The organism is Paenibacillus taichungensis (assembly GCF_047302525.1).
Classification (GTDB): domain Bacteria; phylum Bacillota; class Bacilli; order Paenibacillales; family Paenibacillaceae; genus Paenibacillus; species Paenibacillus taichungensis_B.
On record NZ_CP168020.1, the window covers coordinates 1,074,453 to 1,099,504 of the forward strand.

28 protein-coding genes are annotated in these 25,052 nt (G+C 48.9%); 25 read left to right on the plus strand and 3 right to left on the minus strand.

Annotated elements, in window-relative coordinates; translation table 11 throughout:
- Positions 1–163: 163 nt before the first annotated feature.
- Together ACDJ58_RS04790 and ACDJ58_RS04795 are read right to left on the minus strand one after the other, a co-directional pair.
- Entirely contained in the window at positions 164–571 is a 408-nt protein-coding gene (locus ACDJ58_RS04790; protein WP_062323893.1) for an ImmA/IrrE family metallo-endopeptidase, read from the minus strand.
- A gap of 42 nt (positions 572–613) precedes the next feature.
- The gene (locus ACDJ58_RS04795) at positions 614–1,060 is read right to left on the minus strand and encodes a helix-turn-helix domain-containing protein (protein WP_090807984.1); all 447 of its coding nucleotides are present in this window, start codon (positions 1,058–1,060) and stop codon (positions 614–616) included.
- A gap of 982 nt (positions 1,061–2,042) precedes the next feature.
- On the opposite strand from ACDJ58_RS04795, the gene ACDJ58_RS04800 reads away from it, so the two are divergent.
- The 7 genes from ACDJ58_RS04800 to ACDJ58_RS04830 all read left to right on the plus strand — a co-directional run bounded on the left by ACDJ58_RS04800 (position 2,043) and on the right by ACDJ58_RS04830 (position 8,010).
- Entirely contained in the window at positions 2,043–2,525 is a 483-nt protein-coding gene (locus tag ACDJ58_RS04800) for an ArpU family phage packaging/lysis transcriptional regulator (RefSeq protein WP_413375950.1), read from the plus strand.
- A 95-nt stretch (positions 2,526–2,620) separates the two neighbouring features.
- Positions 2,621–4,291: a GAF domain-containing sensor histidine kinase gene (locus ACDJ58_RS04805; RefSeq protein ID WP_413375952.1), complete on the plus strand. Its 1,671-nt coding sequence runs from the start codon at positions 2,621–2,623 to the stop codon at positions 4,289–4,291.
- 18 nt (positions 4,292–4,309) lie between these two features.
- A complete protein-coding gene (locus ACDJ58_RS04810; RefSeq protein WP_413375954.1) occupies positions 4,310–5,032 on the plus strand; it encodes a response regulator in 723 nt (240 codons plus the stop codon).
- A gap of 182 nt (positions 5,033–5,214) precedes the next feature.
- The gene (locus ACDJ58_RS04815) at positions 5,215–5,790 is read left to right on the plus strand and encodes an NADPH-dependent FMN reductase (protein WP_076291447.1); all 576 of its coding nucleotides are present in this window, start codon (positions 5,215–5,217) and stop codon (positions 5,788–5,790) included.
- A gap of 19 nt (positions 5,791–5,809) precedes the next feature.
- On the plus strand, positions 5,810–6,280 hold the full coding sequence (locus tag ACDJ58_RS04820) for a VOC family protein (RefSeq protein WP_413375957.1): 471 nt from the start codon (positions 5,810–5,812) through the stop codon (positions 6,278–6,280).
- Complete coding sequence (locus ACDJ58_RS04825; protein WP_413375959.1) at positions 6,277–6,912, plus strand: VOC family protein; 636 nt, start codon at positions 6,277–6,279, stop codon at positions 6,910–6,912. Before ACDJ58_RS04820 ends, ACDJ58_RS04825 begins: the two co-directional genes overlap by 4 nt.
- Before the next feature lie 144 nt (positions 6,913–7,056).
- On the plus strand, positions 7,057–8,010 hold the full coding sequence (locus ACDJ58_RS04830; protein WP_413375961.1) for a hypothetical protein: 954 nt from the start codon (positions 7,057–7,059) through the stop codon (positions 8,008–8,010).
- A gap of 56 nt (positions 8,011–8,066) precedes the next feature.
- Here ACDJ58_RS04830 and ACDJ58_RS04835 read toward each other — a convergent pair whose 3' ends face one another.
- Positions 8,067–8,549, minus strand: a complete 483-nt coding sequence (locus tag ACDJ58_RS04835) for a hypothetical protein (RefSeq protein ID WP_413375963.1) — start codon at positions 8,547–8,549, stop codon at positions 8,067–8,069.
- Between the two features lie 543 nt (positions 8,550–9,092).
- Here ACDJ58_RS04835 and ACDJ58_RS04840 point away from each other — a divergent pair.
- From ACDJ58_RS04840 to ACDJ58_RS04925, 18 genes are all read left to right on the plus strand, one after another.
- Complete coding sequence (locus ACDJ58_RS04840) at positions 9,093–10,946, plus strand: DUF4127 family protein (RefSeq protein WP_413375965.1); 1,854 nt, start codon at positions 9,093–9,095, stop codon at positions 10,944–10,946.
- 335 nt (positions 10,947–11,281) lie between these two features.
- Positions 11,282–12,187, plus strand: coding sequence for a hypothetical protein (locus ACDJ58_RS04845; protein ID WP_413375967.1), 906 nt, complete (start codon positions 11,282–11,284; stop codon positions 12,185–12,187).
- 181 nt (positions 12,188–12,368) lie between these two features.
- The gene (locus ACDJ58_RS04850; RefSeq protein WP_413375969.1) at positions 12,369–12,569 is read left to right on the plus strand and encodes a hypothetical protein; all 201 of its coding nucleotides are present in this window, start codon (positions 12,369–12,371) and stop codon (positions 12,567–12,569) included.
- Positions 12,569–14,032 carry a phage tail sheath family protein gene (locus ACDJ58_RS04855; protein ID WP_413375971.1) on the plus strand — a complete coding sequence of 488 codons (1,464 nt, stop codon included), beginning with the start codon at positions 12,569–12,571 and terminating at the stop codon, positions 14,030–14,032. The genes ACDJ58_RS04850 and ACDJ58_RS04855 overlap by 1 nt, the downstream gene beginning before the upstream one ends.
- A gap of 94 nt (positions 14,033–14,126) precedes the next feature.
- On the plus strand, positions 14,127–14,534 hold the full coding sequence (locus ACDJ58_RS04860; protein WP_064640174.1) for a phage tail tube protein: 408 nt from the start codon (positions 14,127–14,129) through the stop codon (positions 14,532–14,534).
- Positions 14,535–14,716: 182 nt separating this feature from the next.
- A complete protein-coding gene (locus tag ACDJ58_RS04865) occupies positions 14,717–15,151 on the plus strand; it encodes a phage tail assembly chaperone (RefSeq protein WP_053783415.1) in 435 nt (144 codons plus the stop codon).
- Positions 15,152–15,334: 183 nt separating this feature from the next.
- Complete coding sequence (locus ACDJ58_RS04870) at positions 15,335–17,140, plus strand: hypothetical protein (RefSeq protein WP_413375974.1); 1,806 nt, start codon at positions 15,335–15,337, stop codon at positions 17,138–17,140.
- 54 nt (positions 17,141–17,194) lie between these two features.
- Positions 17,195–17,824, plus strand: coding sequence for a LysM peptidoglycan-binding domain-containing protein (locus tag ACDJ58_RS04875; protein WP_413379473.1), 630 nt, complete (start codon positions 17,195–17,197; stop codon positions 17,822–17,824).
- Positions 17,821–18,807: a phage portal protein gene (locus tag ACDJ58_RS04880; RefSeq protein ID WP_413379475.1), complete on the plus strand. Its 987-nt coding sequence runs from the start codon at positions 17,821–17,823 to the stop codon at positions 18,805–18,807. Before ACDJ58_RS04875 ends, ACDJ58_RS04880 begins: the two co-directional genes overlap by 4 nt.
- Positions 18,800–19,210: a hypothetical protein gene (locus tag ACDJ58_RS04885; RefSeq protein ID WP_301879698.1), complete on the plus strand. Its 411-nt coding sequence runs from the start codon at positions 18,800–18,802 to the stop codon at positions 19,208–19,210. Before ACDJ58_RS04880 ends, ACDJ58_RS04885 begins: the two co-directional genes overlap by 8 nt.
- Positions 19,203–19,658 (plus strand): DUF2634 domain-containing protein, encoded by a 456-nt coding sequence (locus tag ACDJ58_RS04890; protein WP_413375976.1) that lies wholly within the window; start codon positions 19,203–19,205, stop codon positions 19,656–19,658. Before ACDJ58_RS04885 ends, ACDJ58_RS04890 begins: the two co-directional genes overlap by 8 nt.
- 4 nt (positions 19,659–19,662) lie before the next feature.
- Positions 19,663–20,802 (plus strand): baseplate J/gp47 family protein, encoded by a 1,140-nt coding sequence (locus ACDJ58_RS04895; protein WP_413375978.1) that lies wholly within the window; start codon positions 19,663–19,665, stop codon positions 20,800–20,802.
- Positions 20,795–21,052, plus strand: a complete 258-nt coding sequence (locus tag ACDJ58_RS04900) for a hypothetical protein (RefSeq protein WP_413375980.1) — start codon at positions 20,795–20,797, stop codon at positions 21,050–21,052. Before ACDJ58_RS04895 ends, ACDJ58_RS04900 begins: the two co-directional genes overlap by 8 nt.
- Positions 21,012–21,602, plus strand: coding sequence for a YmfQ family protein (locus ACDJ58_RS04905; protein WP_413375982.1), 591 nt, complete (start codon positions 21,012–21,014; stop codon positions 21,600–21,602). The genes ACDJ58_RS04900 and ACDJ58_RS04905 overlap by 41 nt, the downstream gene beginning before the upstream one ends.
- Positions 21,602–22,885 carry a tail fiber protein gene (locus ACDJ58_RS04910; RefSeq protein WP_413375984.1) on the plus strand — a complete coding sequence of 428 codons (1,284 nt, stop codon included), beginning with the start codon at positions 21,602–21,604 and terminating at the stop codon, positions 22,883–22,885. The genes ACDJ58_RS04905 and ACDJ58_RS04910 overlap by 1 nt, the downstream gene beginning before the upstream one ends.
- 159 nt (positions 22,886–23,044) lie before the next feature.
- A complete protein-coding gene (locus ACDJ58_RS04915; RefSeq protein WP_413375986.1) occupies positions 23,045–23,476 on the plus strand; it encodes a DUF6838 family protein in 432 nt (143 codons plus the stop codon).
- Positions 23,477–23,525: 49 nt separating this feature from the next.
- Positions 23,526–23,735 (plus strand): hypothetical protein, encoded by a 210-nt coding sequence (locus ACDJ58_RS04920; protein WP_413375988.1) that lies wholly within the window; start codon positions 23,526–23,528, stop codon positions 23,733–23,735.
- Entirely contained in the window at positions 23,735–25,051 is a 1,317-nt protein-coding gene (locus ACDJ58_RS04925; protein ID WP_413375990.1) for a phage tail sheath family protein, read from the plus strand. The genes ACDJ58_RS04920 and ACDJ58_RS04925 overlap by 1 nt, the downstream gene beginning before the upstream one ends.
- The last annotated feature ends 1 nt before the right edge of the window (position 25,052 follow it).

Sequence of the window (25,052 nt, forward strand, 5' to 3'; positions counted from 1 at the left end):
ATCTACCTGAGCGTTTGCACAACTCATGTTGTATTTTACCAGACTACTATTAGGAAATCTCGTGATTTGTGTAAAAATAGGTAACCTGAAAGTGACATCTGATTTTCATAGTGGAAGATTAAGAGAGAACTTCACTTGTAAGGAACGTATGTTCTTAAAATGGCTAAAAAAAATGCTGCACTTCACGTGGCAGTCCAGTACGCAAACAAAATTTCTCCAGTGATTCATCCGGCTCTGGCATCACCCCTGAAGTTAGGAGCTGTATGGCAAAACGATTGGCCTGTCTTTCCAGCTTACCTGGGGCAAAATAGGAGTGTTCCTCCAAAAAGAACCGGTTTATGCCTTTGTGCAATCGGTCATGTCCAAGTTCATGGGCACACACGAAGCGTTGCCATTCCGGCGGTAAATCATTGTGAATGACGATAAATCTGCGACGGAGCTTTCGGAAATACAGTCCTTTGGTAGACTTGCCCAGATTGGTGAACCGGATCTGTATTCCAATGGCTCTGGCAATGCTGAAAGGGCAGTTTGTCCGGTGTTTTCGAATCAGCTTTGTTACAATGTCATCCATATCATCTCACCTGCTGCTTTATTTTGTTCAGCTTGAAATGCTTCATGGGCGCTCGTCCGGATCGTTCGTTTTTTTGCGTTTGTTCATCTGTTTGGCTTCCCAGAACAGACCTGTCAGGACATCCTTGATTCGTTTCTTGTCCTCATCATCCAGCGGAATGCCGTCAAACATCAGATCATCCTCGTCCTCGAGCATCTTTTTAAAGTCTCGACGGTCCTTGTAAGTTGCCCATTCTGGAGCGTCATGGAGCTCACTTGCTGGTTTTCCGGTTTCCAGATACCCGGCCTGTTTCATCATATCCGCGTAGGGAACCGAGAGTGCGTCGGAGATTTTGCGGATGGTAGCAGGCTTGGGAACTCCGCGAACCCCATTCTCAATGCGTGAAATTTGCGAGTTGCTGATTCCTGCTGCTTCGGCGAGCTGATTGATGCTGTATCCTTGTTGCTCGCGCAGTTGTTTCAGATAAGGACCAAAAGCGTGCTCCACAATTCATGCCACTCCTTTGATTCGTACAAGTGCCTAAATTATATATTAAGAGAACTTGTCTCACACGAGTCACTCCGATGGCAGAACAACCTTTCGATCACTGTTATCCCCAGATTTCTTTGATTCCCTTCTCATAAGGGAGAAATCCGGTGATAAAGGTGAACGCTACGCTTCTCCAGGTTTTTTCTACCCTCTCCGTTAAACGTGCAAATCTGGCATTCAATCTTAAAATATAAAAAGTCGGACTTATACGAGGATCTTTAATTATCTGTACTATATCGTATATATACCATTAGGTAAAGGGATATGAAACAATTATGCCAAAAGGTAAAGGAAACGAGAGCGCGGGTTTTATTTTATAGTTAAAACGACCCAAAATGAAGGTTTACGCCGATCCCCAGAAAGTGGTATCCTCAAATAGAAATACGAACAATATACGAACAAAATGTAAAGTTGAGACAAGTTGGATGATGAGGAAAATGAATAATTCCTGCTTCATAGCTGACTTTAATTGATTCCAAAAGGCAACAGAAAAAACTTGAAAAATGCCGTTACTATTTCAGAGAACTGGATAACTCTAATAAAAGGAGTATTTTGTATTAATCCCAAGAGCGATTCAAATCAGCAATAGGTAGATCGAAAAGGTGCTATTCGTCTATCTATTGTACCCGTAAGCGACTGGAACCGAATAATACAAAATACCAAAGATGAGATGAATGCGAGTTTAACTTTTATAGAATGAACTTTAAGTTACGCAAAACGAAGAGGACAGAAAAAAGCTGGAGAAGCGAAGCTAAAAGCTTTCTGAAAGAAAGCTACTTCGGAAGCATATGCTTCGCATTTATCACTGGATTTTTACATTAGAAAATATAATCAAAAAAAATCTGGGGATAACAGCGATCGTAAGATTTTTCTGTCATCGGAGTGAACATGCGAAGCTACTAGACTTTCATTCTATAACGAATGTTAAAGGAGGAGAATGAATATGGAACTGATGCTGCCCGAATTGGACCGACGCAAAACACAGACTGCTGTTGAAACCGCGCTGGAAAAATACCGGATTTATAAAACGATTGCTTTTGAAGAACGAGAGGTGATGGTGACGGCGAGTTACGCTGAGCGTTTCCATGGTGCAACGAATGTGACCGGGGATTCCACTGCCAGAACGGCAATCTATAATGTGGATGTGCAGCGCGCACGTCAGGCGTACTGCGATACGATTGATTTTGTGGTATCACGACTGAGCGAGAAGGAACGTGTACTTGTCAGCGAACGTTATTTGAAGGATGATGATGTATTTGACTATAAAGTGTATAACCATGTGTTTGACCCGCCTGTCAGCAAGGATACGTATACGAAGATTCGGACACGTGCTTTCTATAAAATGGCGCTGGCTCTGTCGGATCGGGGTCTGATTAATATGGAGCCTTTATCTGCATCTCGCAAAGAACGAAAGAAGCTGGGCTAGAGGTGAAGCAAGAAGTTCATCCTTTTATATCCTTCGCTGATTGTATACAATAATTGAAAACAACACTAAGGATCAGTCAAAGGAGAGGAATCTGCATGACGGAACAAGCCGGAATGCAGGAGATGTACACACTGAAGACGATCGCGGAAACGCTCAACACATCCAACGACCTGAATCTGATGCTGGATACGGTACTCGGCAAATTGATGGAACTGACGGGACTGACGACGGGCTGGGTGTTCCTGATCGATGCTCAGGGAGAATACTCCTGTATTGCTGATTACAGTCTGCCTCCTGCTCTGCTGCATCATGACAAGCAGCCGATGCGCTGTGGGTCTTGCTGGTGCGTGAATCGCTTCCGGGACGGGAGATTGGATAATGCCGTCAATATTATTAATTGCAAACGCCTGGAGGATGCCGTCGATCATCAATGGGGAGATACCCGTGACATCACCCATCATGCAACGGTTCCGCTTCGCTCGGGAGAGAAGATGCTGGGACTGCTGAATGTTGCTGCGCCAGGAAAAGAGCATTTTAGTGATAGTGAGCTGGCGCTTTTGCAGGCTGTAGCTTATCAGATCGGCAGTGCAATGGAACGGATGCGATTATATAGCGCAGAGCAAAGGCGAGCGGATCTGTATGTCAGGCTGGGGGAGTTCAGCCGATCGCTGGGCGTGATGGTCAACGATTGCAACAGTGGAGACGATATGGCCAAGACGGTTGTAAAGCTGCTTGGACATCATTACGACTGGCCTTTTGCCGCACTGTTATCCCAGAAGAACGGAAGCTTTATGGTACAGGCGGCTCATGCTCATGGCAAGTCCGAAATGATGACAATATCCGAACTCTCTCCAGAGGTGGAGACTCGCCTGCATCGTGTGATTGATTCTCATCGGGCTATGGTATTGTCAGCAACGGAAACTCAAGACGTTTCTGCAAATTGCAATAATTGGCTCCCTATGTCTGTTTTGGCTTCGGGCTTGGCTGCACCTATCCCATTAAGTTCTCCTGGCGAAACGGCAGTACTGGTGGTTGGATTGAGCTCGGTCAATGATTTCCTTCAGGCAGATCGTGAGGTTTTCGATGCACTCGCTGAACATATTACAGCCTCGTGGGAGAGTCTGAGACTGGTATACAAACGCCGGGAATTAACCCGACTGGAGGAACGAAACCGACTGGCTCGAGATTTGCATGATTCGGTGAACCAAATTTTGTTCTCCCTGTCCCTGACAGCCAAAGGTGCGGAGAGCATGTTAGCCGGATCACTACAGCTGCATCCGGCTGCGGAAGCGATGAAGGATATACGTTCCTTGTCACAGGAAGCATTGAAGGAAATGCGTGCCTTGATTATGCAGCTTCGTCCGGCGGGATTGGAGTCTGGCCTGCTCAGTGCATTGCAGGAATACGGTACAGGACAGGGATTGCAGGTCGTTGTACATCGGACAGGTATGCGCTCCTTGCCTCAAAGTATTGAGGAAGGCTTATGGCGTATTGGACAGGAAGCGCTCAATAATGTACGTAAACATGCGGGAGTCCCTTCCGCTGAGATATCCCTCCAGCTAAGCGATCAGGAAGCAGTATTAATCGTTACAGATCGTGGAAAAGGGGGAGCCAAAAGGCGGGAGGCCTTGCCTGCCAGTTCACTTGGTCTGTCCATCATGAGAGAACGGGCCCAATCGCTGGGTGGCAGACTTGAACTTGTGAGTTCATCCCGTAAGGGAACATCGGTAACGGTCGTCATTCCACTTCCGTCCGAATCTGTATAAAATCAGGGGGAAGAAGACATGCCGATTACGATTTTACTCGCGGACGATCATGCAATGGTGAGGCGCGGGTTGCACGTTTTTTTGTCCACACAGCCAGATATGGAAGTCGTCGGAGAAGCCTCGAACGGACAGGAAGCACTGGAACAAGCAGAACAACTGCATCCGGATGTGGTGTTAATGGATCTGCATATGCCCGTGCTTGACGGGATTGAGACGGCGAGAAGGCTTCGTGCGATCTTGCCTGGAATCCGTATCATCGTACTTACGTCTTTCTCGGATCAGGATCATGTCGTACCGGCCGTACGTGCTGGGGTGAAGGGATATTTGCTGAAAGATATTGAGCCAGAGGATCTTGCCGTTGCCATCCGCAATGTGCATGCAGGTCAGGTAGAACTTCATCCAGCGGCAGCAGGACAATTAATGCATGTGATGGCTTCGTCTGAACTGTCGATGAATGAAGCGCATGGGCGGGCAAATCCCCATACGTCTAATCGGCTGCCAGAGCAAGAGCGGGTTGGGCTGGGAAAAGAAACTTCTCATGGACCGGACATGCTCACCCGTCGGGAACGAGAGGTTCTGGGGTTGATCGCGCAAGGATTGAGTAATAAGGAGATCGCCATAAAACTAATCATTACTGAGAAAACGGTGAAAACCCATGTCAGTCATCTTTTGGACAAATTGGGACTGGCAGATCGCACACAAGCTGCGCTTCATGCCGTAAGAAATGGTTGGGTCGTCTGATCCATCTTCCAATATTCTCAGACTAAAGTCGTAGAAACTCAACCCAAAGGTTGAGTTTTTTTTGTGCTGCAAGTTAAGTCTATCTGCCGACGATTCCGAGGTGGAAGCAAGGTAAGATGAAAGTAGAGAAAGTTGAAACGAAGAGATGAAATGTTTATTAAAATCGAAGGAGAGTGACATAGATGAATATTATTATTTTGGCAGGCAGTAATCGGAAAAATGCAACCAGTACACGTTTAGGGGAATATGCCGTGGAGGTAATCAGCGGTCAGGGGCATGAAGCTAGCTTGTTCGATTTATATCAGACACCCCTCCCATTCTACGCACCGGATGAAAAACAGAATGAAGATCAGAATCTGTCTGACCTGAACACACGTATGCTCGCAGCAGATGCCATTATTCTGTCTACGCCAGAGTATCACGGCAGCATCAGCGGTGTACTCAAAAATGCATTGGATCATCTGAGCCAGGCTCATTTCAGTGGTAAACCGGTATTGTCCATCAGCTCAGCAGGAGGTGCGGTGGGAGTAAGTTCACTTTTGCAGCTGCAGGCGATTATTCGCAATTTGCATGGTATTAACGCACAAGAGTGGATTTCCATTGGTGGTGCACAGCGCAGAAGATTTGAAGCAACGTTTGACGGATACGAAGAATTTGAAGGCAGCCAGGACATTGAGGACCGGATCAAACGCGTGATTGGTTCATTTTTGCACCTGGCCGAGACGTTAACTGCAGTACGGAAACCGTCCGGGAGTTAAGAGAAAAGAGGTTTTCATCATGATTAAAGGCATATTTGAGACTCATCTGAACGTAACGGATCTGGAGAGATCCCATCATTTTTATGAACAGATTGTTGGATTGCAGCATGCTTATGGGCAGAAGGAACGTGGGAACTCCTTTTACTGGATTGGTGGTGAAGGCAACGCGATGCTCGGACTATGGCAAAAGGACCCTTCAGAGGTGAAGCGGCAGCATTTTGCTTTTCAGGTATCATTGGAGGACATGAAGCAAGCTGTCACTTATCTTGAGGATAAAGGGATCAAGACGCATAACTTTTTGGATGATGATATTGGCGAGTTATATGTATTTGGATGGATGCCGGCTGTGTCCGTGTATTTTACCGATCCGGATGGTCATTCTCTGGAATTCATATCGATGCTCCCGGATGAAGCTAAGCAGGAACTCGGCATGGTGCCCTGGAGTGAGGGGGAGAAGATGCACGGCCGGGTGAAGGAGGACACAGCATGATTTTTGAAGAAGTCAAATTATATACAGCACTACTGGAAGACATCAAAACATTTTATGTGGATACTTTGGGGTTGGAGTTGCTTGAGGAGTCCCGGCATTCATTTGCGATTCGAGTTGGATTGACGAAGATGATATTCGCTGAGAGTGGAACAGACCAGAATCCGTTTTACCACTTCGCCTGGATGATTCCAGCAAATCGTTTTCAGGAGGCCAAAGCGTGGGCAGCGGCACGTGTCCGTCTAAGCAGGCATGAAGGTGAGGATGAGACCTATTCAACCAGTTGGAACTCGAATTCGCTCTATTTCGAAGATCCTGTCGGTAACATTCTGGAGCTGATTGCTCATCATACCGTTCATAACGAGAGTGATCGCCCCTTTTCGGAGAAGGATCTGCTGCAGGTGTGTGAGGTAGGACTTGTCACGGAAGATGTGCTTTCTGCGGTAGATGAACTTGAGCAGATGGGATTGAAACGATGGAGAGCGATTAGTGATACCTTTGCCCCTGTTGGGGATGTGAACGGTTTGTTTATTGTGGTGAAGAAGGAGCGAACCTGGTTCTTTTCGGAGCAAAAAGCAAACATATATCCGCTGGAAGTGTCCATTCGTGATGTTGGAAGACTTCGAATCGGCTAAAATGCGCGGAACAGCAGGCAAAACGGTCATATGTGCACCATTTGAATCATCTTATAGAAGTAAACGCTTTATAAGGAGTGTTTTGCTAAAAAACTGTTGCTGGTCGTGTGTGTATCAGGGTTCGCATCGATGAAGGGTGGTGGCATGTTGGATCGACGTTTGTTGGAAGAAGGGCTGGCTGTTATTGTGTCCAGTCGGGAGCGTACAGGAGATTTGTGGCACGCCCATTATGGGGCGGGAGCTATTGCGGCTTATTTTTGGGTGCGGGAAAATCGTCTCACTGCCCTTGCGGCGGGCAGTGTTACGGCTGAGGCGAAAGCCATGCTTCGCCAGCACGGATTGAACGATGGCTTGACCTCCCGGAATGGAGAGGTTCTGCCAAGGGAAGAGGCCGAAGCGCGTATTACAGAAGCGCTGGACCGAACCATTGGAGAGCTGCACTGGGTTGGCCATCAGGCCATCTATGGTGCCCTTAGTCTGAAAGCCATTCGGGAACTTGATGGTTGGGGCACGGAGCATGACATGAATCAGATGGTTGAACTTATTGATTCTTTTGAACGAACCATTCCAGGTAGATCCTGGGTAAACACAACTGTGAAAGAAATTCGCAGCTTGAAGTTAAGTGAGGCAGACGGATTCCCTGATATAGAACGACCGGAACAATTGTCCCGGCTGATTCTGGATGAGCTTGGCGCATTTCGTACCATCTATCAGGCAGAAGCACATCATGATCTGATCGGCCACATGCTAACCTACGGGCACGCGCTTAATATATTATTTGAACTGGATTATCCTGCTTTGTTCCATAAAGGCATACCGCCTTTTCTCAGGATGGTCAAGGCGCTGCGACTGAGCCGGGATGTGGATGTTGAACAGGAGATGCCGACGCTGCAATCTCCAGTCGATCGTCTGCCATTGATTCGTGCAGAACGCTCTGTTGCACTTCCACATGAACTGGAATACTGGCTCACTGACAGACGTTCCCGAGATTGGCATGGAGGTCATGTGTTCAAATTTCCATTCAGCTTCTACCATCATGCCAGAAACGGAAATTCGGTTCCGGAAAGCTGGGAAAACTTCCGCTATATTATCGCGTGAGCAAAAATACTTTTAAGAGAGCACAGCCTGAGATGGATGTGCTTCTTTTTATCTTTTTAACGAGACCAAATTTCAAGGATAAACAGGATCAGAATGACTCTGGATACCAGCATGTATGGTGATTTTCGCATGGGCTGACGCGCTGACCATATTCCCCAAGAACTCATAAGTGCAATACTGCCCCAGAACACCCACAAGGGAATGCCTTCGGGCGTAAATGGAAAGGACAGCGAGGGAAGACCTGTGTTTCTAGCCCCAAGAAGAACAGTGGTCATATAGACGAGCACAAGGAAAAGTAACTCAAATAGCAGGGTTTGCAGCCAGAAATAATAGATGTGGAGCACTCGAAGCAGAATGACTGTGACCAGGATAAACAGGATACCAACGGATGAGAATGTTGCAGCGGTCCATCCAATGAGTGATGAAGTTACAACATCTGTTTCCTGATAAAAGGTGTACATTGTCAATGCGTACATAACGGGGCCAGCCATATAACTGGTGACAGCGATCCACAGATAGAACCAGAGCTTTTTTTTCATGATCGTATCCATCCTTTATTGTAAATAGGGTTAGAAAGGCTGCTTATTATCATATAAACAGCATCAGGAATGGATTTGTTGGGTTATCTGGCAGAAGTCTCTGCAAGAAACCGACATTTAACCGCCATGATGGCGACAACAAATAGACGTAATCCATACGGACAACCGTCAGCGCGACCGATTTAAACATGTAAGATTGTATTATCGGATCAGAAGCAAGTGACATATCCCGATAAGCACATACGCTAATGTACAGACCGGCCAGGGGCCGGTTTTTTTATGCGGTGATTGCACCCTTGCTCTGATCGGGTATTAAAGAAAGACTGAATACATCATTATAAGTTGAATTTAATTTTTACACCAAAACGGAGAGTGCAGAACCAATCTGAAGAAGCGAAGTGTTCGCCTTTAGCACCGGATTTTACCCTTGAACTAAGGGATCAAGAAAATCTGGGGATAAGAGAGATCGGAAGATGGTACTGCAATCGCAGTGACAAGGTGTAACATCTCTAGTTCAACTTATCTAACAGGAGGTTTTCGGATATGAAAACAGTATTGTATGTTCCACTGGATGATCGTCCAGCCAATCTGGATGACGTTGTTGTACAAGGAAAAGCAGCCGGTATCCATTTCATTACACCGCACCTGGGTGACATTCAAAATCGTCTGGATTCCGAGAAAATGGTAGAAGGCACAACGTTGCTTGGAACGTCTACGCCTACGTACGGTAAACCGTCCAACATTCATGATTTCATTTTGAAAAATGCGGCTAAAGTGGATGGATTCATCATCTCTTCCGATATGCTGGCTTATGGTGGTCTGATCGGCAGTCGTCAGCTTCGTGAAGGTGGAGGCGGCACATATCCTGATTACGATCAGGACACCACCCGTTTGCTCGATGTGATCAAAGCAGTTAAAGGGAAATATCCACGCAAACCGGTGTTTGTGATGGATACCATTATGCGACTCGCCACCACCTCATTTGCAGATGGTCTCGCATTGGATGCCTACAACGAATCACGTGCACTGATGCAGCAGCCGCGGCAGTCCTTTACGGCATTCGAGGATATTGTGAACGGGTACAACCTTTCTCCAGAGTCTACGGAATATGGGGAAACAACGTATTTTAATAAAGAGCAGTACTACAACACCAGACAACATAAATTCAAAACGAACCTGTACATTCTGGATAAGCTTGCTCGCAAAGGATATATTGACTTCCTCGGCGTAGGAGTCGACGATGCGAATACGCAAGGCGTTCAGATTAACGAGATCAATTATGTGGAAGCTCGGATCAATGAATGGCTCGGTGGGACGGATGGACAAAATCCCGATCGGGCGATTATCCTTCCAGATGCGGATGGCCTGGGTCACGCTCTGGTGGCACGTATGGCGAACCAATTGCTGCGCGGTGGGAAGAAGAATCGTTATGCGGTGAAATATTTCGGCCCTCATGGTTCCACGATTATCAATCCCTACGAATATATGAATGTGCACGAGAATGTGGTACGCCATGTGGATATTGTAGGTGGTGTGGTTGTAGCGGATTCCACTTATCCAGAGCCTGATGTGGCAACGGATACAACTTCCGATGTGGAAAATGAAAATGAATTGACGAGTGCTACATCTGTCGATGAAGCTTCTTCGTTTGATATGGCGTCTGAGCTGGATCGCATGACGAATCGTCATCCAGGAAAACCGGGTAAAAAACCGGTGGACATTGAGATTATTGCCATTACGGCGCTGGATCAGGTGCAGGCGGCTGTGGCGCAATTGACGAGCAATAGTGAGAAGGGTCTGCCTTCGGTGCTGATTGATTTTGTAGGAAAAGGTCCAGCCAACGTCGATGTAGCCGAAGCACTCCTGAACAGTCCGTATACGGGTCGGGTTCTGGGTTACAGTGCATGGAATACGCCGGGGAACAAAATCGGTATGGCTGTGGGTATGGGACAATCCCGTTATGCTTTGATTACAACAGAAACACATGCCCATGTGTTGCGAGATGCCATGAATGCACAGGGATCATTGTTGTTCAAACGCTTCCTGAAAGATTACTACTATAAAGCAGTAGCGATTGCAGATATCCGCACGTATTCCAGAGCGCATGCGCTGTATACCAATGTGGCAACCCTTGCGGATCAAAACATGTCACTCTTTAACTCCGAAGAGGATTACGCTCATTTGCAGACTTTACTCAGGGATCTGATGCAGACCTATACCACGGCACTGGCGAACAAAACAGCTTTTGCTCAAGGGAACGTAGCGATAAAACAAATTTGTAATGGCGAAGCAGCTTATGCGGAGTATTGCAGTGCACTGCTGGAATATGCGAACCCCGATTTCATCTGGGGACGTGCGTTTGAGATTACGTTGAATCCGAAGGTTACGCTGAAATAAGGTGTTGATGGCATGAGACACGCTGAGTCGTCTTTTTTCCACCCCAGATACACCCTTATTCGCACCGAAGTCGTACGAATCACCATCCGCGCTAGGGATGAAAGGGTGTAAGATTGTATTATCGGATCAATAGCAAACGACACACACCGAAAGCACATACGCTAATGTACAGATCGGCCACAAGGGGCCGGTCTTTTTGTTGCGGTGAATAGTGTCCAGCTTTCGCGCCGGTAGATACGCAGAGGCTGAGTTAAAGGGGGAATTCGCTGCTGCAACATTGTCGCTGCACAATGTGGGCAGATCGCAGACTTGCAGCTGAAGGGGGCGAAATGAATGTGTCTATGAGTAGTGGGGTAAACAACACGGTAAGCACAGGGCAAGTGAGCAACGTCATCAGGCGAACGCTGAAGCAGAAGCTGGAGGCTCTTGTCCCGGCATGGAATGGCCGAGTAAAGGATATTCCTGCACCGGGAGAGGTGTTAGCCGGACCCTGTGCCGTGATTGCTTTTGCAGAAGAAGTACCGAAGTCTGCTTGGGCCGGGTATAGGAGGATCATCAAAATTTCTCCATATGCACGCCCCGAAGATGGAGGTGCTGAACAAGTAGAAGTATGGTCAGCAGAGCTGATGGAAGGACTGCATCAGATCAGGCTGGAGGATGAAGAGGGCGGGGCATTTACCTGTATTTATCTGGGTTCTTCGGATTGCGATCGTGTGGACGCCAGTTCTGGACTGGTTACGCGTAGCCTGCGATTTGGGGTGTATGTTCCGGAAACGGTGGAATACGCTCAGGCTGAAACCACAGATTCGTGGATGGCTGCACTTCAGGGCTGGACACGAACTCAGCTCGGACAGGAATGGTCCGTATATGGAGATGTCTGGCCTGAAGGTTATAAGGCCAAGTCTATACTGTGGCGATTGACGGGATGCAGTACAACCAACGCAGGGACTTCTGCGTTGGAGATTCGTAAGCAATGGATTGGGCATGTACTGGCTGCGAATGTGGGAGATGTCCGCCATACGGTCACACATCTGGTTGAACAACTGGCTGTGCAGACCCGTATTGCTTTGACGGATACAGACGGTACGCGATATGTGACGGTCGATGAAGTTTCTGCCGACTTGCAGTCAGACGCCTTCTTGAACGGGCAGATTCGTCTGACGCTGCAGCAGCGTATTCGCCGTCCGGGTACGGATGTGCCATTGATCCGCGAGATTCACCATAGCAAAGGGATAGAGTAAGTGCTAGTCGAGAGGGACTCTCGATGGAGTTCCAGATGAGAAATTCAATATCATACGTTAGCTTCAAATTTATAAATTCATAGGTTCGTAGGTTTATAGGGACAAAAATTCATAGGTCAAAATTATAGTGCAAAGATCAGGTTCAACGAATTCAGTAGTCAAACAATGAGGTGAGATGGTTATGGCAAGCTCAGCGAAAAAAAACAAACAGGCCGCCCCGCAATATACGCGGGCCGAGCTGATGAATCATGCCGAAGCCCTCTTTGCCGTTAAGGCAGAGGTGCTTTATGGTGCGCTGTATGAAGCAGCGCAAGAAACGTTTTCCATTGAGGAAGCGAAGGAACGCATCAACCAATTTATGAAAGCGAAGGTGAAGGGATAATGGCAGGCGGAACTTGGGAGCAAACGAATCGTCCGGTACTTCCGGGCTTATATATGAATTTTCAGGCGGCAGCGTCTTCGGCCATTCAGGCTGGTAATCGCGGAACGGTTGTTGTGCCGATCAAGGCAAACTGGGGTCCGGTGGGCACTTTTGTTGAAGTTGGCAGTGAAGCTGCAATTGAGCGTATTTTCTCGGCGCATGCCCTGGATAACGGTACAGCTTATACATCCTTGAAGCTCGCCCTGCTGGGTGGACCGAAAAAGCTGCTCGCTTATCGGGTAGCAGGAGAGACGGCGAAAGCAGCGACTCTTACGCTGAAAGACAGCAGTGATGCAGCCGTTCTGCAACTGGACGCCAAGTATCCGGGTGACCGAGGTAACGGGTTCTACGTCACCATTCAGCCCGGGGTAATTGATAATACGAAGCATGAAGTGCGGTTGTTTGAAGGCAACCGGATGCTGTATGCACTGCTGACTGCGGATATTTCGGCAGCATCGCTGGCGAAAGAGATCAATGCGGATGAAAGCAACATTTGGATTAAAGCTCAGGCGATTGGCGATGGCACAGGTGTCGTTGCAACCGTTGCGGGAGCGGCGTTCAAAGGTGGTGCAAGTGGCAACGATGGATTGACCAATGCGGAGTATATTGCTGTGCAGGGCGCGCTGGAAGGCGAGCAATTTGACGTATTGGCACTGGATCATGCGGCGGATGCGCCTTTGCTGGCGAGCTTTGCAGCATGGGTGAAACGTGTGCGCAGTGAGGGTAAACCTGTGATGGCTGTATTCGGCGGTACTACGGCAGAAGACACCTCTGCGACTGCAGCACAGAAGGCGGCAGCGCGTTCGCTCACGTTGAACCATGAGGGGGTAATCAATGTTGGTACGGGTGTGCGTCTGGGAGATGCATTCTACAGCTCGGCGGAAACGTCTGCTTATGTCGCGGGTCTGATTGCTGGACAACGCCTGAATGAATCCACAACATACGCACCTTCTCCGTTCGATGACGTGACGCGTCGCTGGACTCGTGCAGAACAGGAGCAGGCTGTACAGAATGGCGTATTTATTTTCTTCCATGATGGACGTCAGGTGAAGGCGCTTCGCGGAGTGAATACACTCGTGACCCCTTCCGCAGGACAGAATAATGCCTGGAAAAAAATCCGTTCCATTCGTGTTATGGATGCGATTAATACGGATTTGCAGCGCTCTGCTGAAGATACGTATATCGGCAAAGTAAACAATACGGAAGAGGGTCGTCAGGCGCTGATCGGTGCGATGAAAGCCTATTTGGCGCTGCTCGCACAGAGCAATGTCATCGAAGCTGAGGGATATGATGTCGTTCTCGACCCGGCGTATTATGGTGCTGCACCAATCCTCAAGCCAGAGGCGGATCAGGTATTCCTGCAATGGAACGTGAAGTTGACGGATGTGATGGAGCAGTTGTTTGGAACGTTTTACGTGCAATAAGGTTTGTGTAGAAGAGAATGGTGTTTTAAAAGAAACTACTGTTCGTTGAACGGATGGTATATACGATATTTTCTAATCTCAAGGAGGAATTGTCATGTTGGATGCGTCAAGAGTAATTCTCGGTACCCATGGTCAGCTGCATATCGATGGTGTGTGGCAGACAAATATTAATAAGCTGGAGGCCAGCGTAGAAATCGAGAAGCGTGAGCTGAATCTGGTCGGAAATGATTGGAAAGTTCACAAAAACGGGGCGAAAAAAGGGACAGGTACCATGACGGGTTACAAAGTCACTTCGGACATGATCCAGCGCGGTTTCACCAAGTTCCAGATCATCTCGAAGGTGGACGATCCAGAATCATACGGTCATGAGAGTGTCTTGCTGAAAGGTTGCATGGTGGACAAAATCCAGCTCGCCAACTGGACAGCGGGTGAGGAAGTTCCAGAGGAAACAAGTTTTACATTTGAAGGATTTGAACTTCTAAATCCAATTGTAGCGAACTAAGGATGGAACGACTTTGAACTTCGGAAAGACCTCGTAACGAAGCTTGTCTAATCAGGCATACGGGCAACGAGACTTAACAGAAGTGGGATACACAGGCAGGCCGAGAATTCTCGGTCTCTTTGTTGTCCCTGAATATGGAAATGTATTAACCCAATTGTGAAATGAGAAGGAGATCGCACCCCATGAGTATGAACGAGAATATGTCTGAAGAACAAATTTTGGATCAGTTGTTTGAAGCAGCAGAACGTTTGCCGGAAGAGAATGTACGCATTCAACGTTTGGATCTGTTGCTGACTCTGCGTGGATTGACCTCCTCCAAAGTGGATCAGATCCGCGAACGCTGTACCATTCGGAAAACGGTCAAAGGCCGCACCGAGGAAAAGGTGGATACCGAAACGTTTAATGCGCTGCTAATCTCCGAGGCAACGGTGAAAATGAATGTTCGCGGCTTGGAATTGTCCGGTTGGGGAGACAACCGCATCACGGGTCGCATGAAGCTGTCCGGTGGGGAACAGGCGGTTCGCCGTATGCTGCTCGCGGGTGAGCTGGATGCCGTTGGCGACAAGGTACTTGAGCTGTCCGGCTTCGGTGTGGAGATTGAAGACCTAAAAAACTGATTCACTCCGGCGGGATGACCACGTTCCTGTATCATATGTGGGTGCGTCATCATCTCCGGCCCGGAGAGTTCTGGTCTTTGCCACGCGGGGAGCGCTCGCTGTTGATTGCTTTTTCAGAAGAGGAAATGGCAGCGATCACCTCGCAAATGAATCGATGATTAGATCGGACAGGGGGTGAAAGAAATGGCAGAAATGATTGTGGGTTTATCCAAATCCAATGCGGAAATGCGAACGACCATCCGATATCTGGATCAGATCCAGCGTTCTACGGAACGACTGGGCAGAGTTCGCTATCAGAGTCTGATTAAAGTGAACAATGAGCTGAGAACAACCGGGCGTAGGCTGGAAAGTATATATAGTACGGCTGTTCGCTTGAGCAGGTTGCGGATCACGCCCAAGATTGGATTGGATGATCGGTTAAGCCCAGCTTTGGATCGCGCTTTGGCAAAACTGAACAGTTTCCGAAATCAGATGGTAAAGGCATCAGGAACCGTATCGGTTGAGGTGAAGCAAAAGGTTGAAGTGGCAATGGGGAAGATGAGTCCGGCGAGCGGGCCTTCGCTGTCACTTAACATTGGGAGCAACAATAATACGGTAAAGAACGCACCAAAGGAAGAAGAAATAAGTTGGATACGGGAAATGGCACAAAAAAGTAATGATTTTCTTGATCCATTAAATAATGCAACGGACTTGCTCGGAAAGCTTGGGAGTGGTGTTAAGTTCTTCTATGAAAAAATCAAAGGGAAATCAAGTTCAAGCAATACTTCCCAATGTTGCTGCTGCTCTGGTGGAAGCCTTGTAGGGAGGATTTCAAAAGGCGGGGCTAAAGGTGGAAAAACCAAAAATGCAGGTGGTGGCAATGCTAAAACTGTAGCCGCAACAGAGGGCGGAAAAAAAGGTCCTTACAAGAGCGGTTCTAGGTCCTACCAGGAACGTGCACCTGGAACTGTAAAAACGTCTGCTTCCGATCGTGCGAAAAAAATCATTACCAACATGCCTCATGCAGAAGAGAAAAAGCTGAAAATGGACTTTGATCAAAAATTGAATCCGAATCGACATGGCTTTAGCGCAAATTTGCCTGGTTCGCCAATGTCCAATATGTTTTCGGGTAATGGTATGTTCGGCAAACTGAGCGGGGGACTTGCGAAGGGAGCGGGTAAACTGCTTGGACCGATTAGTATGCTCGCTGATGTAGCGAATGTTGCCACTGCTCCTCCCGAGCAGCGTGGGAGAGCTGTTGGATCCATGATCGGTGGGACTGCTGGTACCGCGATTGGTAGTGCCATTGGCAGTTTTATTTTACCTGGAATCGGCACGTATATTGGTGGAGCTTTAGGTGGATGGGCTGGCAGTTCGGCGGGAGGCTGGATTGGGGACAAAGCGAAAGATATTGGAAACTTCATGTCCAATGCCACGGAAGGTGCAGGCAAAGCGTTGTCGACTGCAGCCGATTTTGTTTCTGAAAAAACGAAGAACATTGCAAGTGGCATATCCAATTTCTTCGGCTTTGGTTCCAAAAAAGAAGAAAAAACCGTCTCGGCAACAACGGCGGTTGCTAATCCAACACCAGTACCCACTGGTCCGTCAATGCCACCTGCCTATATTCCATCTGTGCTCACAACAACTGGGCCTATGGCTTATGCGAACAGCAATGGTGGTCAATCTACGACAGCCGCTCTCCTGGGAACAAGCGTGATGCAGTCCCAAGCGATGGCGCTCGGTAACGGATCCCAAACGAATGCCAATGGCAAATCGTCCACGATGACGGTACAAATATCCGAAGACCAGATGAGCAGTCTGTCCGGTTACCTGAAGGATTTTAAAACCGAGACGACCAATCAGATCTCCGTAAACGTACCACAAGGAGCTGTGCAGGTGACTGTCCGGGAGAACGCCATCGACTACGATGCGATTTCACATCAGGTTGGAATGAGATTTGCAGGCGAAGTGCGCCGTGCGATGGAAAACCGCAAAACCATTATGGCCTAAGCAGAAAGGAGGCCTGTCATGACTGTATTTGAAGATAAAGTGGAAGGTATCAAAATGGAATTTACCCTGATCGATGGGAAAACGAAGTTTCAATTTCCGGTGAAACCGGAAGAACTGACGATCTCCCGATCCAAAGGGTACGAAACGATCAATATGCTGGAGCATGGCGAATTTGATTTTGCGCAGGGAGAGAAGGTGAAGGAGATCACCTTCTCTTCTTTTTTTCCAAAAGAATACGATGCGTCCTATTGCATGTACGAGCCTTTGCCTGATCCGCGGGTAGCGATGAATATGCTGAATACGTTTCTGGTATCGAAAAAGCCGCTGCGCTTCATCATTACCAACACGGGGGTGAACGTGCCAGTGTATCTGATCTCTCACAATACGACTTTTCGGGGCGGTGAGAGCGGGGATATTTACTTTGACATTACGCTGCGAACGTGGCGGGATTCCAAAGTGGAGAAGGTTGGCGGTGCAACATCTGCGAGCAAGTCGGGTTCTCGTACTGATCTGAAAACAAGCAGCAAGACTTACACTGTCAAATCCGGTGATTCCCTGTCCAAAATAGCAAAGCTTGAGCTGGGCAGCAGTTCCAAATGGAACGAGATTTACAAGCTCAATGTGAAGGCTATCGGCAGCGATCCGAACCGGATCAAGCCGGGACAGAAGCTGGTGATGCCATGACCTACAAGGTCATTGTGGACGACAAATATGACATCACCAAGCTGGTGGAGACGATTACGCTGAAGGACTCGCTGGACCAGATTGCCTATCAGGCCAACATCCGGCTGGCGGTGTCTGCGTCTGTAGCTCTACCTGCGATCTCACCGGGCATGGCGGTGCGGATCAGCGGGGTTCCTTTTGGCGAAAAATCAATGGTCCATTTGCTGCACCCTGCGGTCATCTGGGAAGTGGAAAGCTCCAACAGCGGTACCAAGCGACTGTCCCTGACCGTATACGACCGGATGATTTATCTGGAAAAATCAGAGGATGAGTTCCTGCTGCCGAAAGACCAGACTGCCACGCAACGACTCAAAACGTACGCCAAGGAATGGAAAATTCCATACGCCGCGCTGCCGGATACCAAAACGAAGCTGAGCAAAGCGGTGTATCGGTCGCAGACGATTTTTTCGATGATGTTTGCCGATCTGAAGGAAACGGTGAAGTCCGGTGGGGATATGTATCATCCGCGGATGACGCCGGGCGGGTTGCAGCTGTTCAAGGTGGGCAGTAATGCAAAGGTGCACGAGCTGGATCGGCTGATCGATCTGACCCAGATGCGTACGCTCGAAGGTGCGGTCACCAAAGTTAAAGTGATGGCGGCTTCGGAGTCCAGCAGCGGCAAAGAGGTTCCTTCCAAAGTGCTGGCGATTGAGCAGGATGGTGTAGCCGAACTGGGTACGCTGCAAAAGCTGATCGAGGATGATCAGGTCAAAACAGCGACTGCTGCCAAGAAGTTGGCGAAAAGCCGTCTGACGGGTATTCAGGAGACCTTTACCGTATCTGCACCAGATGTGAATACGATTCGTGCCGGAGACGCGGTGCTGCTCAAAGGGCTGAAACTGATCGTCATGTCGGTTAGCCGTGATCTGTCCGCCGGACCTGGAACGATGACGTTGGAGCTGGGTACAGTCGAGATGGTGAAAAGGAGGGTTTACCTTGAATAAAGATGATCCGTACGGGCATTTTGCCGAGGTCATGCGGGGTGCGATGAGTACGCATACCCGTCAAGCTGTGAGCGGCATGGGCGCTGTGCTGGGCACGATGACTTCATCTGGCGTGAAGCTGGATGATTTCAAGCACGAAGTGCAGGACTATCTCGTGGCCGAGTTACCGGGCACGCTTGGGTTGCCGGAGCGCGAGGCTGCTGGCGCGATTTCCGGTATACCTGACGTGGCAAACGGCGGAACGACGGGCACGGGACGGTTTCTTTTGCAAAAAGGGGAAGTGGAAGAAGCGGTGTGGTCTCTTGGTAAAGGATTGAAAGCTGGAGACCGTGTGCTGGCGATGCGGGTGAATGGCGGTAACGACATTGTGGTGCTGTGTAAGGTGGTGAGTGCGAATGCCTAGTTTGTTCCCGGAAACGGGCTTGGTATGGGGAGATGAGGAAGATCTGTCAGGAGTGGCTTCGGAAGAGGTACGATTTGGACGGAGCTGGCGATTCGATTACGATGCGGGGGATTTTGTTCTGACTCCAAGTGGCAAAGTCGCTGCGGCAGGTGCGCATGAAGCCTGGGTGCAGTGGTGTATCAAGGCGGTGAAGACACCGCGGTACAGACATGTGATTTACTCCCGAAACTATGGCTCGGAGCTGGAAGATCTGTTGGGTCAGGGTGACAGCTGGGGTGTGATGGAAAGTGAGATTACCCGGATGGTGACGGAGACGTTGCTGGCCGATCCTCGCACGGATTCGGTAGACCAGTTTACGTTTGATTGGAATCGGGAGCAGTGTATGTTCTCGTGCCGGGTGGCGAGTGTGCAGGAAGAGATGTTTATTCTGGAAAGTGAGGTGATCTGACGGGATGGCTGAGATTCCGCGTTATTTGGAGGACCAGACGGAGGAACAGATTATGCAGCGTATGCTGGATCGTCTGCCCGCGGATCTGGATAAGTCGGAGGGATCGTTTCTGTGGGATGCGGAGGCTCCGGTCGCGTTTATGCTGTCTGAGGCGGCTTTGTGGGCGCAGGAACTGCTTCGTCGGGGGTTTGCGAGTACTGCGGCGAGCAGTGATCCGAATTTTCGTTCGGAAGAGCTGGATCTGCGGGCGGGAGAGCATGGCCTTACGCGGCGGGCTGCGGTGGCGGCACAAGGTACGGTTAGATTCGTGGGTGCGCCGGGCAAGGTGATTCCTGCGGGTACGGTTGTGGCTACGTTGGCAGATGAAATCTCCGGTGAGGCTTCGCTCGAATATGAAACCGTTGGTCGTGTGGAGCTGGGAGAAGATGGTCTGGGTAGTGTTGGTGTGCGGGCGCTCGTTGCCGGAAAAGAAAGTAATGTGCCTGCGGGCACCGTAACTGTGCTGTCGACACCTGTAAGTGGTGTGACTTCCGTCACGAACGTTGAGGTGATTAAAGGCGGTGCGGATATTGAGGCAGATACGGCGCTGTTGGAACGCTTTTGTGCCAAAGTACGCAACCAGGGGACAAGCGGCAACAAGTCGCAATATGTGCAATGGGCCAGTGAGGTGCCGGGTGTTGGTGCAACGCGGGTTATTCCGTTATGGAAAGGGCCGGGCACGGTGGGATTGTATTTGCTGGATACGGACAAACGTGCCGCAGGTAGCGATCTGGTGGCGGCGGTGCAGAAATACGTGGACCCGACGCAGGATGGTCAGGGTGAAGGCGTTGCACCGGCTGGGCCAGTGGTGTCCGTGATGCCAGCCAAGGAAGTACCGATGAACATTCAGGTGAAGCTGACGCTGGCAAGTGATGCGACGTTGGCAGATGTATGGGCATTGATCGAACGCGGGGTGACCGCGTATTTGAAACAGCTGGCTTTTGCAGATCCACTTGTGCGCTTCACCCGTATTGCCGCGATCCTGCTCGACATTCCGCCGATTATCGACTATTCAGAGCTGACCGTGAACGGTGTGAGCGACCAGAATATCGAGATGGCAGCGAATCAGGTGGCGGTGCTGGGGACGGTGGATGTGCATGAGTAGAGGTGTAATGGAGGAAGCAAAGCGCAGATGTGGAGGCAGCGGTAGTGTGGGACATCGGGAATGTTCTGACTATGCGGCATCCGGTTCAGCTGGAAATGAAGAAAGTGGCGGGCAAGAAGAGTGCTTGGGTCGTGCGGTACGCCGCTCGGGAACGCAGCATTTGAGCGAAGGTGTTTACGTTGATGTGAAAGGAAGGGAGGGGACAGAGCATGAGTGCTCCTTCTGTTGTAAATGTTGGACTGACGAGTGAAAAAGGGCGGGAGCTGTTCTCGTATTTGCCGAGTTACTATGAGACTTCACGTGTGATGCAGGCGGATATGCAGTCCAAAGGAACCGAGATGGATCTGCTGTATCAGGCGCTGGATGAGACGTTGGATCAGTTTTTTGTCCGCACGGCGACGTGGGGCTTGAACTTCTGGGAGCAGGAGCTTGGTATTGAGACGGATCGTCTCAAACCCGTAGATCAGCGGCGTGCGGTGGTCGAGTCGAAGCTGCGGGGTGCCGGGAAATTTTCCGGCAGGCTGGTGGCGAATGTAGCCGAGGCGTATGCCGGGGGCAAGGTAGATGTATCGTTTCAGCCGGAAGTGTGGAGCTTTACGGTGAGCTTTGTGGATACGATGGGCATTCCGCCCAATATTGATGATTTGAAGCGGGCGATTGATGAACTGAAACCGGCCCATATGGCCGTGGAGTATGAGTATCGCTATCTGATCTGGGACGATCTGGACAACAAACAGATGACCTGGGATGAACTGGACGCCGCGTCCCTGACGTGGAATGAACTGGAGGTGTGGGCGTAATGCCAAAAGAAACGGATCGACTGAAATTGCCTCTGCCCTTGGGGAACGAGAACGTAAACCGGGAGAGTATTAACGGAATTTTTGAAAAGATTGATGCAGGCGTTGCGACACAGGCGGATTTGGATACGCTTCGTGAAGCGGTGAGCAAGATGGACATTCCCGATGCGTCATTGACGCAGAAAGGGAAGGTGCAGTTATCGAGTAAGACGGATGGGACGTCTGAGACGGTGGCTGCGACGGAGAAGGCGGTTAGGGATGCGAGGGTTGCGGCTGAGACAAATGCAAAGAATGCTAGTTTACCGCGTACTGGTGGTGAATTAACGGGCAAAGTCAAATTCAGTAGTTGGGGAGGATTTTCGTCCAATTCTACCGGTTTAGCCTTGTATGGGAGTAATTGTTATTTAGATGGTTCCACTTATCGCTTTGAAAATACTCATGCAAACTTTGGTGCTCGCGGATTGGTTATGCGTTTTGCAGGTGGAAGTAATCCTGAAATTTATATGTTTGACACTGGGCTTATCGCTACCACTAACGGAGTTGCATTTACACCAACACTCAAACGGGTTCTCAATCAAACAGATTACGATGCACTTTTTCAATCTGTCAGTAACGGTAAAGCATCGATTGCCGCTGCGATTACTGGCAAGGGAGTACCAACAGCGGCAGATGCCCAATTTGTAACGATCGCGAGTAACGTGGAGAAAATCCAACAAGGACGATACCAAAACTTAAATATCACCAACAATCAGAGTAATGTGACTATAAGCACATCTTATGATGGAATTAAATGGGCTTCATTTGCGAAATTTCCTGCCGGAACAAAACTGATTACAATGAATACAGGTTCGATTAATTTCGGAACTAGCTATACTCCTACAAGAATAAATCAATATGCAGCAAGTATGGATTTATGCCTAGTCGATACTAACGCTAATAGACTCAGTCTTCTGAGTATAGCTGGTGGTAATATTAACAACGATAACTACACATGGTACAACTTTGATGTAAGTGCAAATTTGACTAGTTTATTTTTGGACTCAACAAGAAAGAGTTTTGGTTGTAGTGGTTCTGTTAATTATGTATCTTACAACAACCAAAACAGCTACTCAACTAGAAACAAACCGTATGCTTCTTTTAATATTCCAGCAGGCTTCAATGTGGATGGTGAGTTGGAACTGGCGCTGTATATTACAAAATCTAATAGAACTGATGGTGCCTGGGCAGGAGGTGAAGGTACTGGAATTCACTATTACAGTAGTGGTACCACTATAGTGTCAGTATAAAGAAAGTGCTTCAAACTCTTACCTGGTGGCGCTGATTACATCTTTTACAAGACATGCCTAAACGTATATCTATAACTCTGCCTCAGATGCGTTCTCTGTTAGATTGGAAAAACCTAGCTTAAGCAGATCTCATCGTTAGAAAGGAGGTGAACAAGAACAATGATCACAAACCAACTAACCACAGCAATTGCAAGCAAGCTCACGCAGCATTTCCCTAACATCCCAATCCACCTGACAACTGGCACAATAAGCCCCAACCCTGATGCCAAAGGTATCATCTACCGCTTGCTATCTGCCCAACTTATCCGGGAACGCAGCGACCGCTTCGTCCAGTCTCATGCCTTTGAGATCCGCTGGCTCGAAGCAAACGATATTCCGGCGACCCTGCCGGACGAGCTGTTTGAAGCACTGGAAACCATCGACGTGGAGGGCACACCCTATCGCGCAACGGAGTTGCGTTGGGAAACGGAGAGCGACACGGCGCGAATGCTGGTGTACTATACCATCCGAACCACCAAAGTGTCGGAGTCCGCCGCTACCATACAACAACTGGAACAGCGACCTACCGCACTTAAAGCTACAAGAGAATAACTAACCAAATGAGGGGATCAGTATGAAAGGAATAGGAGGCGCATTGGCGATGTTTACAAAAAAAGAACCGGACCCTAAAAAAACGGAAGCTCAACAGAAAAACAACCAGAAATACAGCAAATCAAAGTTCGCCGAATCTCGGCAATTCAGCCGCATGGAGAAAGACATTTTGGCAGCAGTGCTGCTGCAACAACAAACATACACCTTGCAAGAAGCACAGCAACACATCCAACAATTTATGAATGGGGAGGCACAATAATGGCTGGAGGAACATGGACGACTCAAAACAAGGTACGCCCTGGCGTATATATGAATTTTGCATCGGAGGGTTCATTGCCGGGTACGGTAGGTGAGCGAGGAACAGTGGCTTTGGCACTTCCATTGTCATGGGGACAAGCTGGCACAATCCTGACCGTACAGGCAGGTCAAGATGTACAAGCCAAACTGGGCTATGACTGGACAGCACCGCAATTGCTGCTCATCCGTGAGGCATTGAAACGGGCGCAGACTTTGCTCCTTTATGGTTTGAATACAGGAACAAAGGCCAAGGCAACACTGGACAAACTGACGGTAACTGCTCAACACGGCGGTGTGCGTGGTAACGATCTGGCAGTTGTAATCTCCGCCAATATCAATGACCCGGATCAATTCGATGTCTCGACCCTGCTTGCGGGTAAAGAAGTGGATAAACAAACCGTGCCCACCATCGAAGAATTGGAGTCCAACGCATACGTTACATTCACTGGCGAAGGTGCTCTCACAACAACAGCTGCACTTCCACTAACAGGTGGACAGGATGGTAATGCAACCAACCAGGAGCATGCGGATTTCCTGACGAAGCTGGAAGTACTGGATTTTAACACGGTTGGTCTGATCTCAGACGATGTCACACTCAAGTCAGTCTACACGGCCTACATCAAGCGTTTGCGCGACACCGAAGGCAAGAAGGTACAACTGGTGCTGTCTGATTACCCGGCTGCGGATCATGAAGGCGTGATTAGTGTTAAAAATGGTGTTGTGCTCGCAGACGGTACCATTCTTACGCCAAAACAAACCGTAGCATGGACAGCCGGCGCAACAGCTGGAGCTAACCTGAATGAATCTCTGACGTTCCGTGCCTATGACGATGCGGTGGATGTTAATGGACGATTGACACATAGCGAGACAGAAGCGGCACTGCGCAATGGCGAGTTTGTGTTTACGGCGAGCAGCAACCGCGCGGTGGTAGAGCAGGATGTTAACACGTTCCGTTCGGTTTCACCGGATAAGGCACGTCATTTTGCCAAAAACCGTGTTGTACGCGTACTCGATGGCATTGCCAACGACATGAAACGGATTTTTGAGTCCTATTTTATCGGCAAAGTAAACAACAACGAAGACGGGCGTAGCCTGTTCCGTTCTCAGTGTGTCACCTATCTGAAGCAGCTTCAGGATATCGGGGCGATTCAAAATTTTGATTCCAAAACTGATATCACAGTTACTCCGGGAAATGAAACCGACAGCATTCTTATCGAGATTCAGGTCCAACCTGTAGATTCGGTTGAAAAAGTATACATGAAAGTGAAGGTGGTTTAAG

Bases quoted from the DNA above. Each gene is read 5' to 3' on its own strand.
- ACDJ58_RS04920 (WP_413375988.1), top strand. From the start codon at position 23,526: ATGTTTACAAAAAAAGAACCGGACCCTAAAAAAACGGAAGCTCAACAG.
- ACDJ58_RS04895 (WP_413375978.1), top strand. From the start codon at position 19,663: ATGGCTGAGATTCCGCGTTATTTGGAGGACCAGACGGAGGAACAGATT.
- ACDJ58_RS04925 (WP_413375990.1), top strand. From the start codon at position 23,735: ATGGCTGGAGGAACATGGACGACTCAAAACAAGGTACGCCCTGGCGTA.
- ACDJ58_RS04830 (WP_413375961.1), top strand. From the start codon at position 7,057: ATGTTGGATCGACGTTTGTTGGAAGAAGGGCTGGCTGTTATTGTGTCC.
- ACDJ58_RS04865 (WP_053783415.1), top strand. From the start codon at position 14,717: ATGAGTATGAACGAGAATATGTCTGAAGAACAAATTTTGGATCAGTTG.
- ACDJ58_RS04875 (WP_413379473.1), top strand. From the start codon at position 17,195: ATGGAATTTACCCTGATCGATGGGAAAACGAAGTTTCAATTTCCGGTG.
- ACDJ58_RS04890 (WP_413375976.1), top strand. From the start codon at position 19,203: ATGCCTAGTTTGTTCCCGGAAACGGGCTTGGTATGGGGAGATGAGGAA.
- ACDJ58_RS04880 (WP_413379475.1), top strand. From the start codon at position 17,821: ATGACCTACAAGGTCATTGTGGACGACAAATATGACATCACCAAGCTG.
- ACDJ58_RS04860 (WP_064640174.1), top strand. From the start codon at position 14,127: ATGTTGGATGCGTCAAGAGTAATTCTCGGTACCCATGGTCAGCTGCAT.
- ACDJ58_RS04870 (WP_413375974.1), top strand. From the start codon at position 15,335: ATGGCAGAAATGATTGTGGGTTTATCCAAATCCAATGCGGAAATGCGA.
- ACDJ58_RS04840 (WP_413375965.1), top strand. From the start codon at position 9,093: ATGAAAACAGTATTGTATGTTCCACTGGATGATCGTCCAGCCAATCTG.
- ACDJ58_RS04900 (WP_413375980.1), top strand. From the start codon at position 20,795: ATGAGTAGAGGTGTAATGGAGGAAGCAAAGCGCAGATGTGGAGGCAGC.
- ACDJ58_RS04835 (WP_413375963.1), bottom strand. From the start codon at position 8,549: ATGAAAAAAAAGCTCTGGTTCTATCTGTGGATCGCTGTCACCAGTTAT.
- ACDJ58_RS04855 (WP_413375971.1), top strand. From the start codon at position 12,569: ATGGCAGGCGGAACTTGGGAGCAAACGAATCGTCCGGTACTTCCGGGC.
- ACDJ58_RS04800 (WP_413375950.1), top strand. From the start codon at position 2,043: ATGGAACTGATGCTGCCCGAATTGGACCGACGCAAAACACAGACTGCT.
- ACDJ58_RS04850 (WP_413375969.1), top strand. From the start codon at position 12,369: ATGGCAAGCTCAGCGAAAAAAAACAAACAGGCCGCCCCGCAATATACG.
- ACDJ58_RS04810 (WP_413375954.1), top strand. From the start codon at position 4,310: ATGCCGATTACGATTTTACTCGCGGACGATCATGCAATGGTGAGGCGC.
- ACDJ58_RS04825 (WP_413375959.1), top strand. From the start codon at position 6,277: ATGATTTTTGAAGAAGTCAAATTATATACAGCACTACTGGAAGACATC.
- ACDJ58_RS04815 (WP_076291447.1), top strand. From the start codon at position 5,215: ATGAATATTATTATTTTGGCAGGCAGTAATCGGAAAAATGCAACCAGT.
- ACDJ58_RS04905 (WP_413375982.1), top strand. From the start codon at position 21,012: ATGAGTGCTCCTTCTGTTGTAAATGTTGGACTGACGAGTGAAAAAGGG.
- ACDJ58_RS04805 (WP_413375952.1), top strand. From the start codon at position 2,621: ATGACGGAACAAGCCGGAATGCAGGAGATGTACACACTGAAGACGATC.
- ACDJ58_RS04915 (WP_413375986.1), top strand. From the start codon at position 23,045: ATGATCACAAACCAACTAACCACAGCAATTGCAAGCAAGCTCACGCAG.
- ACDJ58_RS04790 (WP_062323893.1), bottom strand. From the start codon at position 571: ATGGATGACATTGTAACAAAGCTGATTCGAAAACACCGGACAAACTGC.
- ACDJ58_RS04820 (WP_413375957.1), top strand. From the start codon at position 5,810: ATGATTAAAGGCATATTTGAGACTCATCTGAACGTAACGGATCTGGAG.
- ACDJ58_RS04910 (WP_413375984.1), top strand. From the start codon at position 21,602: ATGCCAAAAGAAACGGATCGACTGAAATTGCCTCTGCCCTTGGGGAAC.